Annotated in this window: 13 protein-coding genes and 1 other RNA gene; 10 read left to right on the forward strand and 4 right to left on the reverse strand. The window is 60.4% G+C overall.

Going from position 1 to position 15,461, the window contains the following annotated elements; translation table 11 throughout:
• The first annotated feature begins 21 nt into the window (after positions 1–21).
• Entirely contained in the window at positions 22–360 is a 339-nt protein-coding gene (gene glnK / locus ACWPW2_RS04200) for a P-II family nitrogen regulator (protein WP_023478250.1), read from the forward strand.
• 31 nt (positions 361–391) lie between these two features.
• Positions 392–1,678, forward strand: a complete 1,287-nt coding sequence (amtB, locus tag ACWPW2_RS04205; protein WP_023478272.1) for an ammonium transporter AmtB — start codon at positions 392–394, stop codon at positions 1,676–1,678.
• 74 nt (positions 1,679–1,752) lie between these two features.
• On the opposite strand, the gene tesB is transcribed toward amtB, so the two are convergent.
• Positions 1,753–2,613: an acyl-CoA thioesterase II gene (gene tesB / locus ACWPW2_RS04210; RefSeq protein ID WP_312121343.1), complete on the reverse strand. Its 861-nt coding sequence runs from the start codon at positions 2,611–2,613 to the stop codon at positions 1,753–1,755.
• A 213-nt stretch (positions 2,614–2,826) separates the two neighbouring features.
• On the opposite strand from tesB, the gene ACWPW2_RS04215 reads away from it, so the two are divergent.
• Positions 2,827–3,396 (forward strand): YbaY family lipoprotein, encoded by a 570-nt coding sequence (locus tag ACWPW2_RS04215; protein WP_023478266.1) that lies wholly within the window; start codon positions 2,827–2,829, stop codon positions 3,394–3,396.
• A gap of 37 nt (positions 3,397–3,433) precedes the next feature.
• Here ACWPW2_RS04215 and ACWPW2_RS04220 read toward each other — a convergent pair whose 3' ends face one another.
• Positions 3,434–3,748 (reverse strand): MGMT family protein, encoded by a 315-nt coding sequence (locus ACWPW2_RS04220; RefSeq protein WP_023478280.1) that lies wholly within the window; start codon positions 3,746–3,748, stop codon positions 3,434–3,436.
• A 170-nt stretch (positions 3,749–3,918) separates the two neighbouring features.
• Between ACWPW2_RS04220 and ffs the strand changes: the two genes are divergently transcribed.
• An RNA gene (gene ffs / locus ACWPW2_RS04225) (signal recognition particle sRNA small type) lies at positions 3,919–4,015 on the forward strand.
• Positions 4,016–4,054: 39 nt separating this feature from the next.
• On the opposite strand, the gene ACWPW2_RS04230 is transcribed toward ffs, so the two are convergent.
• Entirely contained in the window at positions 4,055–6,805 is a 2,751-nt protein-coding gene (locus ACWPW2_RS04230) for a LuxR C-terminal-related transcriptional regulator (protein ID WP_454121720.1), read from the reverse strand.
• 228 nt (positions 6,806–7,033) lie between these two features.
• Here ACWPW2_RS04230 and ACWPW2_RS04235 point away from each other — a divergent pair, with 228 nt between their 5' ends.
• The 5 genes from ACWPW2_RS04235 to ACWPW2_RS04255 all read left to right on the forward strand — a co-directional run bounded on the left by ACWPW2_RS04235 (position 7,034) and on the right by ACWPW2_RS04255 (position 12,794).
• Positions 7,034–7,996 (forward strand): thiamine pyrophosphate-dependent dehydrogenase E1 component subunit alpha, encoded by a 963-nt coding sequence (locus ACWPW2_RS04235; RefSeq protein ID WP_454121721.1) that lies wholly within the window; start codon positions 7,034–7,036, stop codon positions 7,994–7,996.
• 10 nt (positions 7,997–8,006) lie between these two features.
• On the forward strand, positions 8,007–9,026 hold the full coding sequence (locus ACWPW2_RS04240; protein ID WP_023478297.1) for an alpha-ketoacid dehydrogenase subunit beta: 1,020 nt from the start codon (positions 8,007–8,009) through the stop codon (positions 9,024–9,026).
• 2 nt (positions 9,027–9,028) lie between these two features.
• Positions 9,029–10,555: a 2-oxo acid dehydrogenase subunit E2 gene (locus tag ACWPW2_RS04245; protein ID WP_454121722.1), complete on the forward strand. Its 1,527-nt coding sequence runs from the start codon at positions 9,029–9,031 to the stop codon at positions 10,553–10,555.
• Complete coding sequence (lpdA, locus tag ACWPW2_RS04250; protein ID WP_454121723.1) at positions 10,548–11,945, forward strand: dihydrolipoyl dehydrogenase; 1,398 nt, start codon at positions 10,548–10,550, stop codon at positions 11,943–11,945. The genes ACWPW2_RS04245 and lpdA overlap by 8 nt, the downstream gene beginning before the upstream one ends.
• A gap of 69 nt (positions 11,946–12,014) precedes the next feature.
• Positions 12,015–12,794, forward strand: a complete 780-nt coding sequence (locus ACWPW2_RS04255) for an acetoin reductase (protein ID WP_023478289.1) — start codon at positions 12,015–12,017, stop codon at positions 12,792–12,794.
• 50 nt (positions 12,795–12,844) lie between these two features.
• Here the strand turns inward: ACWPW2_RS04255 and treR are convergent, their stop codons facing one another.
• The gene (gene treR / locus ACWPW2_RS04260; protein WP_454121724.1) at positions 12,845–13,792 is read right to left on the reverse strand and encodes a trehalose operon repressor TreR; all 948 of its coding nucleotides are present in this window, start codon (positions 13,790–13,792) and stop codon (positions 12,845–12,847) included.
• Between the two features lie 244 nt (positions 13,793–14,036).
• On the opposite strand from treR, the gene treB reads away from it, so the two are divergent.
• On the forward strand, positions 14,037–15,458 hold the full coding sequence (gene treB / locus ACWPW2_RS04265) for a PTS trehalose transporter subunit IIBC (protein WP_454121725.1): 1,422 nt from the start codon (positions 14,037–14,039) through the stop codon (positions 15,456–15,458).
• Positions 15,459–15,461: the final 3 nt, after the last annotated feature.

The raw sequence follows: 15,461 nt of genomic DNA on the forward strand, positions 1-15,461 counted from the left end.
AATGTCGAGTGAGGGGAATCTATGAAGCTGGTAACCGTGGTGATTAAGCCATTCAAACTTGAAGATGTGCGTGAAGCGCTCTCTTCGATTGGTATTCAGGGGCTGACCGTGACGGAAGTAAAAGGGTTTGGCCGTCAGAAGGGGCATGCCGAGCTTTACCGCGGTGCGGAATACAGCGTCAACTTCCTGCCAAAAGTAAAAATCGACGTGGCGATCGCCGACGACCAGCTTGATGAGGTGATCGATATCATCAGCAAAGCGGCCTACACCGGAAAAATTGGCGACGGCAAAATTTTCGTTGCCGAACTCGAACGCGTGATCCGTATTCGTACCGGCGAAGCCGACGAAGCGGCGCTGTAATAGCTGACACACAGTGATAGGGATCGGAAAAATGAGAATGAAAACAGTAAAAGCTACCCTTGCCTCGCTGGCTTTGCTGCCGGGCCTGGCGCTTGCCGCGCCGGCCGTTGCGGATAAAGCCGATAACGGTTTTATGATGATTTGCACCGCGCTGGTGCTGTTTATGTCCATTCCGGGCATCGCGCTCTTTTACGGCGGCCTGATCCGTGGCAAAAACGTGCTCTCGATGCTGACCCAGGTGGCGGTCACCTTCGCGCTGGTCTGCATTCTCTGGGTGGTTTATGGCTACTCACTCGCCTTCAGTGAAGGCAACAGCTTCTTCGGCAGCTTCAACTGGGTGATGCTGAAAAATATCGCCCTTACCGACGTGATGGGCAGCATCTATCAATACATCCATGTCGCCTTCCAGGGCTCCTTCGCCTGCATCACCGTGGGGCTTATCGTCGGCGCGCTCGCCGAGCGTATTCGCTTCTCTGCGGTGCTGATCTTTGTGGTGGTGTGGATGACACTCTCCTATGTGCCGATTGCGCACATGGTATGGGGCGGCGGTCTGCTGGCAACCCACGGCGCGCTCGACTTTGCGGGCGGTACGGTGGTGCACATTAACGCCGCGATTGCAGGCCTGGTGGGTGCGTACCTGATTGGCAAACGCGTCGGCTTCGGCAAAGAGGCGTTTAAACCGCACAACCTGCCGATGGTCTTTATCGGTACTGCGATCCTCTATGTTGGCTGGTTTGGCTTCAACGCCGGTTCGGCGAGCAGCGCCAACGAAATCGCCGCGCTGGCCTTTGTTAACACCGTGGTCGCCACTGCTGCCGCGATCCTCTCCTGGGTCTTTGGTGAGTGGGCAATGCGTGGTAAGCCTTCGCTGCTCGGTGCCTGCTCCGGTGCGATTGCTGGCCTGGTTGGTATCACCCCGGCGTGTGGTTATGTCGGTGTCGGCGGCGCGCTGATTGTTGGTCTGGTGTGCGGTCTCGCTGGTCTGTGGGGCGTGACGGCGCTGAAACGTATGCTGCGCGTCGATGATCCGTGCGATGTCTTCGGCGTTCACGGCGTGTGCGGCATCATCGGCTGTATCCTGACGGGCATCTTCGCCTCTACCTCCCTCGGTGGCGTAGGCTTCGCCTCCGGCGTCACCATGGGCCACCAGGTGCTGGTGCAGCTGGAGAGCGTTGGCATCACTATCGTCTGGTCTGCGGTGGTCGCCTTTATCGGCTACAAACTGGCGGATATGACGGTTGGCCTGCGCGTACCGGAAGAGCAAGAGCGCGAAGGGCTGGACGTCAACAGCCACGGCGAAAACGCCTACAACGCCTGATAAGTTGAGTATCTCCTGAGCATAAAAAAGCCTCCGCGTGCGGAGGCTTTTCTTTTGGCGATAACGCAACCGGCTTAGTTGCGGTTACGCATCACCCCTTCCTGCACGCTGGAGGCCACCAGCACGCCATCCTGGGTATAGAATTCGCCGCGCACAAAGCCGCGCGCGCTGGAGGCGGAGGTGCTCTCCACGCTGTAGAGCAGCCAGTCGTTCATATTGAACGGGCGGTGGAACCACATTGAGTGGTCGATAGTCGCCACCTGCATGCCGCGCTCAAGGAAACCAACGCCGTGCGGCTGCAACGCCACCGGCAGGAAGTTAAAGTCCGAGGCGTAGCCAAGCAGATATTGGTGGATGCGGAAATCTTCATCCAGCACGCCGTTGGCGCGGATCCATACCTGACGCACCGGATCGGCCACATGGCCCTTCAGCGGGTTATGGAACTCGACCGGGCGGATCTCCAGCGGCTTGTCGCTGAGGAACTTCTCCTTCACGCCGGGCGGCAGCAGGTGCGAAAGATCGCGGGCGATCTCCGTTTCCGATTTGAGCGAATCCGGCGCGGGCGCGGCGGGCATCGTTTTTTGATGCTCGTAGCCCGTCTCGGGGGCCTGGAAGGAGGCGGTCATATAGAAAATCGGCTTGCCGTTCTGCACCGCGGCCACGCGGCGGGCGCTGAAGCTGTTGCCGTCGCGCAGCACTTCCACATCATAAACAATTGGTTTCTGGCTATCGCCAGGGCGTAAAAAGTAGCTGTGGAAGGAGTGCACCAGGCGGTCTGCCGGAACGGTCTCTTTCGCCGCATAGAGCGCCTGCCCGACCACCTGGCCGCCAAAGACCTGGCGCAGACCTAAATCTTCGCTCTGCCCACGGAACAGCCCCTCTTCAATTTTTTCCAGATTCAATAATGCCAGCAGATTAGATAGCGCCTGACTCATACAATTCCTCAAATAAATAGCGGCTGACGTAGCATATATTGCCTGAGTATAACCTGGAAAATGGAGTGGTCCGATGGGTGCAATAATCTGAATGAATGGGTGTTTACAGGAATATATCGGGTATATGTGCCACACTTGTTCAGGTTACGAAGGTTTAGCCACACATCTGGCAGGCGCTGCGCCTGCAGGTGCATTGAAGATAAGGAGAGATCAATGAAACTCGTGCCCATGTTAAGTGGTTTAGCAGTCGCAGTCGCGTTATCGGCGTGCGCCCAAAAAGGCGGCGATATCCCAACGCCGGCACCTAATCCCAATGCGCCGTCCGCCACGAATAAAGCGGCGATTGCTCAGCCAAGCGTGACCGGTACGGTCTGGATCCGTCAGAAAGTGGCGCTGCCGCCGGATGCGGTGTTAACCGTTACCGTTTCTGATGCCACCCAGGCAAACGCACCGTCGAAAGTGCTGGCGCAGAAAGCGGTACGCACCGATGGCAAACAGCCGCCGTACAGCTATGTCCTGCCGTTTAACCCGGCCGACATCCAGCCGAACGCGCGTATCCTGCTGAGTGCAGCGATCACCGTCGACAACAAGATGGTGTTTATCACCGACTCGGTTAAGCCAGTTATCAACCAGGGCGGCACCAAAGTTGACCTGACGCTGGTTCCTGTTCAGCAAACCGCGGTTCCGCTGCAGCAGAGCGGTGGTACGCCGAACACCGTACCGTCGACCTCACCAACCCAGGTTACCCCGTCTAACGCCACTCCGGCGCCGACCCAGTACTAATCTGCGTGCGTTTTGCTCCTCTCCTTCGGGGGAGGGGCTACTCGTAGCGCCAGCGATACTTGTTCAAATCAATCTCCCCGCTTCCCGACACCACCACGCCTTCAGCCAGCAGTGCCTGACGTTGCCGCTGCAAATCCGGCCCGCTTAGCGAAATAACGCCATAACGATTGACCACCCGGTGCCACGGCAGCGTGCTGCCCTCCGGTAAGCGCTTTAACACGCCGCCGACCTGGCGCGCCGCGCGCGGCGAACCGGCCAGTTTCGCCACTTCGCCATAGGTGGTGACATAACCCTCCGGAATGGCGGCGACAATTTGCCACACCCGGCGGGGAAAAGAGTCTTGCGTATCCATCACATGCTCCTGAGCAGAGAAGGGGGCAGAATAAACAGCGATTTACCCGCTGTGAAGGGGCGATTGCGCAAGAAACCAGCATCCGTCAGCCTATGGGTTGCAATTGCCCTGCCGGATGGGGATAATGCGCCAGCGCGTTGGTTATCAACCTTCGCTCTCAATGGGGGCCCTGTTGGTTCTCCCGCAATGCTACTTTGTTCACCAGGTCAGGTCCGGAAGGAAGCAGCCAGGGCAAAGGACGTGTGTGCCGGGATGTAGCTGGCAGGGCCCCCACCCATTTCAGCCGCTGTTACGCAGCGCGCCGCACTACTCCACTTTCAGCAACTTCCACTCCCGCGCCTGGTTTACCGCCTGCATTCGGCTGCTGACCTGCAACTTCTCATACATCTGCTTTAAGTGCCATTTGACCGTCTCCGCCGAGATCCCCAGCACGCGGGCAATCTCCTTGTTCGAGTGACCGCTGGCGATAAGCTCAAGCGTCTGCTGCTCGCGCTCGGTGAGATAGCGCGTCTCTTCTGTCTCATCGTGCCGTCTCGGCGGTAAACCAAACCGTTCGACTGCCTGCTGTCGCAGGGTAGAAGCCTGTTGCCTGAGCGCCTCCGGCGTTGCCTGGCGGGCAAGCAGATCGTCGAGTAGCCCTACTAATACCGAACCGAGATCGAGCAGGCTGCGCAGTAAACCTCGCTCCAGCGCCTGTTGCAGCGGCGAGGTGAAAACCATACCCGCCTGTTGATACGCCCCGGCATGCCAGAGGGCAACGGCCTGCGCCAGACGTAAGCGCAGGGCAGAGAGCGCTTCGCCGCGCTGCTGCTGCTCGTCGGCAAGGGTCGCAAAGGCAGCCGCAGCCTGATGAGCATGACCTTCAGCAAGGGCGATGCGGCTTTCGCTGACCCGCCGATAGAAGCCGATCGCCCCGGTTTCAGCATGTTCACTGTGCAACTGCCGGAGCGCGTCCAGCGTCTCCAGCGCAGGGGAGAGCGCCTCATCACGCAGATGCAGCGCGACCGTTTCCGCCAGCAGCGCCGCCTGCGCGCGCAGCCACTGGCGCTGGCGCGTCAGTTCGCCGCCATAGGTGAGAAGCCGTTTCGCCTCCGCAATCTGACCGTTAAGCGCCGCCTGGCGTGAGAGCACGATAAAGCAGCGGCTCAGCCCTTCCGGCGGGCAAAAGGTCTCGATCATCTCAAGGCGCAGCGCCAGCAGGGCGTCGATATCCTGCCGCTCGTCGCGCTCCCAGGCGACCTCCGCCAGAATTGGTGCCAGCGTCGCGCCGCTACTGGAGTTACTGCCGGTTTGCGCTTCGGCGGCCTGTAGCGTCTGCGCAGCAACCCGCTTTGCGTCAGCCAGATTGCCCTGGCGTAAATGGGCCTGGGCGATAACAAAGGCGCGCCAGACATCAACAAACAGATTGCGGTTCGCCACCTTCAGCTCCGGCAACCGGCTCTGTACCGCCAGCGCCTGCCCCGGCCGGGCATTAACGAGGTGGCAGTAGCTGAGAATGTTGCACACCAGCCCATCCACCCAGCGATCACCGCAGGGGATCTCCGCCAGCAGCGGCTCCACCAGCGCCACGCTCAGTTCAATATTCTCGGCAAAGGCTTCACAAATCGCCCGCACCACCCGCAGCTTGACCCGCACGCTGTGCGACAGCGCGGCGTCATGCGTCATCGCTTCAATGCCGTCGAGAAGTTCGCGCGAAGCCTGAAAGCGGAAGTGGTGCGCCAGCGCCCAGGCGAGATTAAGCTGCAAATCGATACGCGATGGATCGGGTGTCAGCGGCAAAAAGTGCATCCAGCGCACCAGCGTGTCGATATCCCCCTCTTCGGCGAGGGACTGCGCGCTGGCTTCGGCATGCCGCGCGCCGCTTTTTCCCGCTGCCAGCGCGTGGCGCACCGCCTCGGCCCAGAGTTGCTGCCCGGCAAACCAGTTGCTGGCGCGCTCGTGCAGTTGCCGCACGCGCGCCGGTTCGCTCTGCTGCAAGCGGGCCAGCAACGCGTCGCGCATCAGGTGGTGGTAACGAAACCAGCCGCCGTGCTCGTCCAGAGCGGTGATAAACAGATTATGGTGCTGGATCCAGCCGAGCATCGCTTCGCTGTCATCGCGCCCGGTCAGCGCATCGCACAGCGCCGGGGTGAGGCGGTTGAGTATCGCGGTTTGTAGCAAAAAATCGACCACCGCCTCCGGCAGCGGGGTAAAGATCACCTCATCGAGATAGCGCGCCAGCGTGCGCGAGCCGGAAGGAATACGTGCCAGAAAGCGCTGCGGATCGTGATGCCAGTCCGGTGCCAGCGCGGCGATCTTGATCCCGGCCACCCAGCCCTCCGTGGCCAGCATTAGCCGCTGAACATCCTGCGCGCCGGGGATCGCCGTACGCGCGGCATCGCTGAGGTAGTCCTGCGCTTCGGCGAGGGTGAAACGCAGATCCTCGTCGTGCAGTTCGTTGAGCGCATCCTGTAACGCCAGGCGGCTCAGGGCCAGCGGCGGGCGAAAGCGGCTGCCGATAATCAGGTGCAGCGAATCGGGCGCGTGGTTGATCAGCCAGCTTATGCCTTCGTGCAGCGCGGGGTGGGTCAGGGCGTGGTAATCATCAAGGATCAACCACACCGGATGCGGGCAGCGGTGCAGCTGGTTGGTCAGCTCCGCCAGCAGCACCGAGAGATCCGGCGTCATATCGCCCTGCAAAAAGGGTTCGAGCGCCTCGCCCCAGCCGCTGTAAAGCGGTTTCAGGGCGGTGACCAGGTAACGCGCAAACTGCGCCGGATCGTTCTCATCCTCCTCCAGGCTCAGCCAGCCGATGGCGTCGCCTTGCTCGCGGCGTTGGCGATACCACTGCGCCAGCAGGGTAGTTTTCCCGGAACCGGCTGCGGCGCAGAGAAGCGTCAGTGCGCCGTCGGCGGCCTCATCCAGCCTGGCCAGCAGGCGGTCACGCTCAAGCAATACGCCCGGCGAGCGGGGCGGGGTTAATTTGGTGAGGATCAGCGGCAGCCGGCGCGTGAAGCGGAAAGGTTCCTCGCGATAGCTGGCCGCAAGCAGAGAGTCTGTTGAGGTCAACGATTTCATACGAGCCTGCCCCTGTTCACAAAAGTCGCTGCTAAGTGTAAGTAACTGACACCCGCCTGTAACCTGCCAGAACTTGACCCTTATCGCATTTATCTCTTTTAGTCCCGCTCTCCCCCCCAATTGGGGGGTTATCCCCCCTTAAGACCCGCTTATAGAGTAACCCCACTTCCGCAACCCCTGCCGGTCGCCGTGCTGGCGCTCGCGGGTATACAACCTGAGGACGGAGCTATGGAGCTGAACACACAACAGCTGTTAAAGGCTTATCGCAAAATGCGTGAAATACGTGAATTCGAGGAGCGCCTGCACACTGAAAACACCAGCGGTGACATTCCCGGATTCATCCACCTGTATACCGGCGAGGAGGCTATCGCCGTCGGTGTCTGCGAGAACTTACAGCAGACGGATTACATCGGCTCCACCCACCGCGGGCACGGCCACTGCATCGCCAAAGGGTGCGATATCCACGCGATGATGGCGGAGATTTTCGGCAAAGATGCCGGTCTCTGCCGCGGCAAGGGCGGCTCGATGCACATTGCCGATCTCTCGAAAGGGATGCTCGGCGCGAACGCCATTGTCGGTGGCGCACCGCCGCTGGTGATTGGCGCGGCGCTGACCGCGAAAACCCGCAATAACGGCGGCGTCGCCGTCTCATTTACCGGCGACGGCGGCTCCAACCAGGGGCTGGTGTTTGAAGCCATCAACATGGCGGTGGTGCTGCAACTGCCCGCCATCTTCGTCTTTGAAAACAACGGTTACGGTGAAGCGACCGGGCATAACTACGCCGTTGGCGGCCGCGATATCGCCGGGCGTGCCGCCGGGTTTGGCCTGCCTGCGGTCACCGTTGACGGTACCGATTTCTTTGCCGTTTACGAAGCGACGGCCGAAGCCGTGAAGCGCGCACGCGAAGGCGGCGGGCCGAGCGTGATTGAGGCGAAAGCGTTCCGCTGGCACGGCCACTTTGAGGGCGATCCGGGGCTTTACCGTGGGGAAGGGGAGATCGAACGCCTGCGCGCCGATCACGATCCGCTGAAGATTTTCACCAGCAAAACGGTAGAAAAGGTTACGCGCGAGGCGCTGGAGGCGATCGACGCCGAAGTGAAAGCCCAGGTCGACGATGCGGTGATCAAAGCCCGCGCCGCCGGCTACCCGGTGGCGGAAAGCCTGCTGACCGACGTTTACGTCTCTTACTGAGGAGCCCGTCATGACAATCAAAACTTACCGCGAAGCGATCCGCGACGCGCTGGCGCAAGAGATGGCGCGCGACGAAAGCGTGGTGCTGATCGGTGAAGATCTGCGCGGCGGCCACGGCGGCAACGCGCCGGAAGAGGCGAAAGTGGAGGCCTTCGGCGGCGTGCTCGGCGTTACCAAAGGGCTGTGGACCCAGTTTGGCTCGGAACGGGTGATCGATACGCCAATCACTGAATCAGCGATTATCGGCATGGCTGCTGGCGCGGCGGTCACCGGCTTACGCCCGGTGGCGGAGCTGATGTTTATGGATTTCTTCGGCGTCAGCCACGATGCGCTCTACAACCAGGCGGCGAAATTCCGCTATATGTTCGGTGGTAAGGCGAAAGCGCCGCTGGTGGTGCGCGGCATGATCGGTGCCGGTTTTTCGGCTGCCGCCCAGCATTCCCAGTCCCCCTACAATATTTTCGCCACCACGCCGGGGCTGAAAGTGGTAGTGCCCTCATCGCCCTATGACGCCAAAGGGCTGCTGATCCAGTCGATTCGCGACGACGATCCGGTGGTCTTCTGCGAACACAAGATGCTCTACGACATGAAAGGCGAGGTGCCGGACGAGAGCTATACCGTGCCGCTGGGCCAGGCCAACTACACCCGCGAAGGGGAGGATGTCACCATTATTGCCCTCTCGGCGATGGTGCATAAAGCCAACCAGGTGGCGGACAAACTGCTGAAAGAGGGCATCTCCGTTGAGGTGGTCGATCCGCGCACCGTCTCGCCGCTGGATGAGGAGGGCATTCTCGAATCCGTCGCCTCCACCGGGCGGGTGGTAATTGTCGATGAGTCCGCCGCGCGCTTCGGCTTCGCCCATGATGTGGCGGCACTGATCGCCTCGCAGGCGTTCCACTTCCTGAAAGCGCCGATCGTGTTAATTACCCCGCCGCACACCCCGGTTCCCTTCTCGCCCGCGCTGGAAAAACTCTGGATCCCTGATGTGGATCGCATTGAGGCCGCCGTTCGACAACTGATGGAGGCGTAACCATGAGCACAATCCGCACGCTGGAGATCCCCAAATGGGGGCTCTCGATGGAAGAGGGGACGCTGGCTCAGTGGCTGATTAAAGAGGGTAGCGCCTTCAGCCAGGGGCAGGATATTTGTGAAATTGAAACCAGCAAGATAACCAACGTGCTGGAAGCGCCGTGGGACGGCGTACTGCGCCGGGTGCTGGCTCAGCCGGGCGATACGCTGCCGGTTGGCGCGGTGCTGGCGCTGGTGGCCGATGAGCAGGTAAGCGACAGCGAACTCGACGCTTTTGCCGCCAGCCTCAACAGCGGTGCGTCGCAGCCTGCGGCAGAAACCGCGCCGTCGACGCCTGCGCCAGCAACAACAACCTCGCCTGAACCTTCAGCCCCTGCACCGGCAAAACCCGTCGCGCAGGATGCGATCCCGGCGGCGCTGCGCGGTGAAACTGATGAGACGCAGGTTAATGCCACATCGCATGCCCTGCGGCTGGCGAAAAAGCAGGGTATCGACCTGAGTAAGGTGAGCGGCTCTGGTCGCGACGGGCGTATCTCCGTCGCCGATCTGCAGGCAGCCATTACTGCAGGCGGCAGCAGCGCCGAGTTGCAGCCGCGCGCGGCGGTAAAAGCAAAGCCGCGCCACACCTCGCAGGATGATAGCCAGATCCCGGCAACCCCCATCGCGCGCCGTCTGGCAAGCCAGTTGGGCATCAATCTGCATGACTGCCGCCGCTCGGGATCCGCCGGGCGCGTCAGTCGGGCCGATGTGGAAGCATTAGCCGCGCTGCGCGGCAGCAGTGAGAAGAGCGTTGCCCGTCCCGCAGAAGTTGTTGAGGAGCGCGCGGCATACGAGAGCCAGCCGCTCTCCGCCATGCGGCGCACTATCGCCAGCCGCTTGCAGGAGTCCAAGCGCAACGCGCCCCATTTTCGCCTCGTCAGCGAGGTCGATCTGACGCGTATTCAGGCGCTGCGCCGGGAAGTGAACAGCGTGCTGCCGTCGCTCAAAGTGACGCTCAACGATCTGCTGGTGAAAGCCTGCGCCCAGGCGCTGATGAGCGTGCCGGAGATGAACGTGCAGTATGACGAGGCGTCGCAGACCATTCGCCGTTTTCACACCGCCGATATTGCCATCGCTGTGGCGCTGCCCGGTGGGCTTTATACGCCAATTCTGCGCGAGGCGAACCGTAAAACAGTCGGTGCCATCTCCCGGCAGCTCCATGAGCTGGTGACGCGCACCAAAGCGGGCACGCTAAAAGCGGAGGATTTTCAGGGCGGCACCTTCTGCATCTCCAATCTCGGCATGTTCGGCATCCGCCAGTTCGACGCCATTATCAACCCGCCGCAGTGCGCGATTCTGGCGGTGGGGGCGGCGGAATCCCGCGCGGTGGTGCATGAAGGGCAGATCGTGGCGCGCGAGCGGCTGACGCTCTCGCTGTCGTGCGATCACCGGGTGATTGACGGCGCGGTCGGCGCGACCTTTATGCAGCATCTGCAACGCGCTATCGAAACGCCTTCTCTGATGCTGGTTGAGGAGGCGCGCGGTGAATAACAGCTTTGATGTGCTGATTATCGGCGGCGGGCCGGGCGGCTACGTCGCCGCCATCCGCGCCGGGCAGTTAGGCTTGCGCACCGCGCTGGTGGAAAAAACACACCTTGGCGGTATCTGCCTTAACTGGGGCTGCATTCCGACCAAAGCGATGCTGCACGGCGCTGAGGTCGGGCATGCCATGCGCCATGCCGATCAGCTGGGGTTTAGCGTCGGCGAGATCGCTTTTGAGATCCGCCGTCTGGTGGAGTACAGCCGCTCGGTGTCGCAGCGGCTTACCGACGGCGTCGCTTTCCTGCTGAAAAAGCACAATGTCACGGTGATCAACGGCGAAGGCCGCCTGCTGGAGAAGGGGCGGGTGGCGGTGCGCGGTATCGATGGCGGCGAGCAGCACTACCGCGCCGATCACATCATTCTGGCGACCGGCGCGCGTCCGCGCGCGCTAGCGGGCATTGAGGCGGATAAAAGCCATATCTGGACCTACTTCGAAGCACTCAACCCCGCCGCGCTGCCGCGCTCGCTGCTGGTGATTGGCTCCGGTGCCATCGGTGCGGAGTTCGCCAGTCTCTATAACGATCTCGGCTGTGACGTGACGCTGGTGGAGCTGGCGGAACAGATCCTGCCGCTGGAGGATCGCGATGTCTCATTGCTGGTGCAGCAGCAGTTTGCGAAGCGCGGAATGCAGATCTTCACCGGGGCGCAGATCCGCTCGGCGACGGTCAACGGCGATCGCGTCAGTTGCCTGCTGAAAACCGCCGACGGCGAGCAGACGCTGGAGGTGGATCGCGTGCTCTGCGCCGCCGGTATTCAGCCCAATATCGAAAACCTTGGCCTTGAAGCGCTGGGCGTTGAGATGGCGCGCGGCTTTATTCAGGTCGACGATCGCGGTCGCACTAATGTTTTCGGCCTCTACGCCATCGGCGATGTCGCGGGCGCACCGTGCCTTGCGCACAAAGCGAGCTATGAGGGTGTGCGCTGCGTTGAGGCGCTCGCCGGGCTGCCCGTCGCGGCACCCGTCAGCGCTGATTTTATTCCCCGCTGCACCTACACCCGGCCGCAGGTTGCCAGCCTCGGTTTAACCGAAGCGCGCGCGCGTGCCAGCGGGCGCGAGATCCGCGTCGGCGTCTTCCCCTACCAGGCCAACGGCAAAGCGCTGGCGCTTGGTGAACCGCAGGGCTTTGTCAAAACCCTGTTCGATGCGCAGAGCGGCGAGTTACTGGGCGCGCATATGGTGGGCAGCGACGTGACGGAGCAGATTCAGGGATTTGGCATTGCCCATACGCTGGAGGCAACGGAGGAGAGCCTGCACCAGGTGATCTTTGCCCATCCGACCCTTTCTGAAGCGATGCATGAAGCGATCCTCGCCGCCGACGGACGCGCGCTTCACCAATGAATAGGTAGTGAAGTTTGCCGCGACAGCCTGTTGCGGCGCAGTTGTAACTCAAACCATAAGAGAGAAAGCATGACGATTGATAATAAAGTGGCGCTGGTAACCGGCGCAGGCCAGGGAATTGGACGTGGGATTGCGCTTCGCCTTGCGAAAGAGGGGGCGTCGCTGATGCTGGTGGATATGAACGCCGCCAACCTTGAAGCGGTGGCGAAAGAGGTGCAGGCGCTGGGTCGTAAAGTGGCGACCTTTGTTGCCGATATTTCACAGCGCGACCAGGTCTATGCGGCGATCGATCACGCCGAAGAGGCGCTGGGCGGTTTTGACATTATCGTCAATAACGCCGGTATCGCACAGGTGCAGCCGCTGGCCGATGTCACCCCGGAAGAGGTGGATCGCATTATGCGCATTAACGTGCAGGGGACATTGTGGGGCATTCAGGCGGCGGCGAAGAAGTTTATCGACCGTAAGCAGAAGGGGAAGATCATTAATGCCTGCTCGATTGCCGGACATGATGGTTTCGCGCTGCTGGGCGTCTACTCGGCGACCAAATTCGCCGTTCGCGCTTTAACCCAGACGGCGGCAAAAGAGTATGCCAGCCGCGGCATTACCGTTAACGCTTACTGCCCGGGGATTGTCGGCACCGGTATGTGGGAGGAGATTGACCGCCGCTTCTCCGATATCACCGGCGCGCCGCTGGGTGAAACCTACAAGAAATATGTCGAGGGCATTGCGCTGGGCCGTGCGGAGACGCCGGAAGATGTGGCCGGGCTGGTGGCCTACCTCGCCGGGCCGGATTCCGACTATGTCACCGGTCAGGCGATCCTGATTGATGGCGGGCTGGTCTACCGTTAAGGCGGGCGATTGACGCTTTCGTCTGACGAAGGCGTCATTTCCGTTGGGCGTTACTGGAAGGTGCAGGGGATAACAATGTGCTCTTGCGTACGCGTTCCGTGCAGCATCTCCAGCAGCAGCTGCGAGGCTTTCAGCCCCGCCTGCTGATAGCCCATTTTGACGCTCAGTACATCGGGTTGCAGGAAGGTCATCAGCGGCGTGCTGCCGATACTGCCGACTTTGATCTTCCACCCCTGCTGCTGAATGTATTTAATCGCGCCCATGGCGATGGTGTCAGAGGCGCAAATCAGCGCGCCGCTCTCGGCGGTAAGCAGCTCTTTCGCCAGGTCGTAACCGCTCTGATAGCTGAGATCGCCGAGCGCCGCGTGCGGCGTCATGCCAAACGCTGCACAACGCTCAAGGTAGGTTTGATAGCGGATATTCCCGGTGGTCGGATCGTTAGTGGTGACCCCGATATAGGAGACGCTGCGGTGGCCCGCGTCACGCATCTTCTCCATCAGCACATTGACCGCGCCGACGTTATCGTAGACTACCGACGCCACCTCCGGCAGGGCGCTGGAGATGAGCACCAGCTTATCTTTCCACCCTTTCACCAGGCTTTTATCGACGCCGGAAAAGCCGAACAGAATCACCCCTTCGACATTACGCTGCGCCAGCACGTTAAGGTGGGAGGCAAGCAGGGTAGGGTCGAGCAGGCTCTCCATTAAAATCGCATCGTACTCATGCTGATAGATCTGCGGCAGGATGGCGCGAATGGCCTGATTTTCCGAGGCGGAATCGAGACGCGTGACGATCACGCCGATGATCTTTTCCCGCTGCGAGCGCAGCGCCTGGGCGGCTTTCGACGGGGTGTAACCCTGCTCTTTGATAATCGCTTCAACGCGTTCACGGGTCGCTTTCTTCACTTTATCGCTGTTGTTAATTACCAGCGAGACCGTGGACTTTCCGACGCCGCACAGTTTGGCGATGTCGTTTAACGTTAGCTTTTTATCACTCATTCCCGCACGGGCCTCCTGAAGATCGGACCCGGCGATACTAGCATTAATGAATCCCCTAAGGCACCTCTCTGTGCCGCTGCGCTTCACCATTTATTTTGTGATCGCCTGCTAAAATTGGAACGTTCCAACTAGGCGGATGGATAGGTTGCCGCTATGGTCTTTATCGCTCGGTTTAGAGTAAGAGTTTTTGCGAAAAGCTGTAATAACAACAGCTCACTCATCAAAACCTGCTGGAAGAGAAAAGATGGCGATAAAAAGTAACCCCCAGGATATTGATAAACTTATTGAATTGGTTGGCGGCAAAGAGAACGTCGCTACCGTCAGTCACTGTATTACCCGTTTACGTTTTGTGCTTAACGATCCGAAAAAAGCCAAACCCGCCGAGATTGAAAAACTGCCGATGGTGAAGGGCTGCTTTACCAACGCCGGGCAGTTTCAGGTGGTGATTGGCACCGATGTCGGCGACTGGTATCAACTGCTGTTGCAACATACGCAGGTGAGCGGCACCGACAAAGAGAGCGCCAAGCGTGTGGCGCGGCAAAATATGAAGTGGCATGAGAGCCTCATTTCCCACTTTGCGGAGATCTTCTTTCCGCTGCTGCCAGCGCTGATTAGCGGCGGTCTGATCCTCGGTTTCCGCAACCTGATTGGCGATCTGCCGCTGTTCAACGACGCGCCGCTCACCGAAGCGTCGCCGGTGTGGAAAAGCATCTACGACTTCTTATGGCTGATTGGCGAGGCGATCTTCTTCTACATTCCGGTGGGTATCTGCTGGTCGGTGGTGAAGAAGATGGGCGGCACGCCGATCCTCGGCATTGTGCTTGGGATTACGCTGGTCTCTCCGCAGCTGATGAACGCCTATCTGCTCGGGCAGCAGATGCCGGAAGTGTGGAACTTTGGCTGGTTCTCCATCGATAAAGTGGGCTACCAGTCGCAGGTTATTCCGTCGATTCTGGCCGGCATGACGCTGGCGTGGATTGAGCTGAAGCTTAAACGCATCGTGCCGGATTACCTGACGCTGGTGGTGGTGCCGGTGCTCTCGCTGCTGATTGCCGTATTCCTCGCGCATACCATCATCGGGCCGTTCGGCCGTGTGGTCGGTAACGGCATCGCCTGGGGCGTCAGCCATCTGATGACCGGGCCGTTTGCGCCGATTGGCTCCGCGCTGTTTGGCTTCCTCTATGCGCCGCTGGTGATCACCGGTGTGCACCAGACAACGCTGGCGGTCGACCTGCAACTGATCCAGAACCTCGGCGGTACGCCGGTCTGGCCGATTATCGCCCTCTCCAACATTGCACAGGGTTCCGCGGTGGTTGGCATCATTCTGGTGAGCAAGAAGGTTAATGAACGGGAGATCTCCGTGCCCGCCGCCATCTCGGCCTATCTGGGCGTGACGGAACCAGCGATGTACGGCATCAACATGAAGTATCGCTTCCCGATGCTCTGCGGCATGGTCGGCGGTGCCTGCGCCGGGCTGATCTGCGGGCTGACCGGCGTGATGGCGAACGGTATTGGCGTCGGCGGCTTACCGGCCATCCTCTCAGTGAAAACCCAGTACTGGGCGATTTATGGTCTGGCGATGCTGGTGGCGATTGTGATCCCGCTCGTGCTGACCACGGTTATCTATAAACGTAAGCAGGCAGCGGGCAAGCTGCTGGTGGTGTGAAAA

The sequence above is a fragment of the Kosakonia sp. Marseille-Q7440 genome (genome assembly GCF_965119485.1).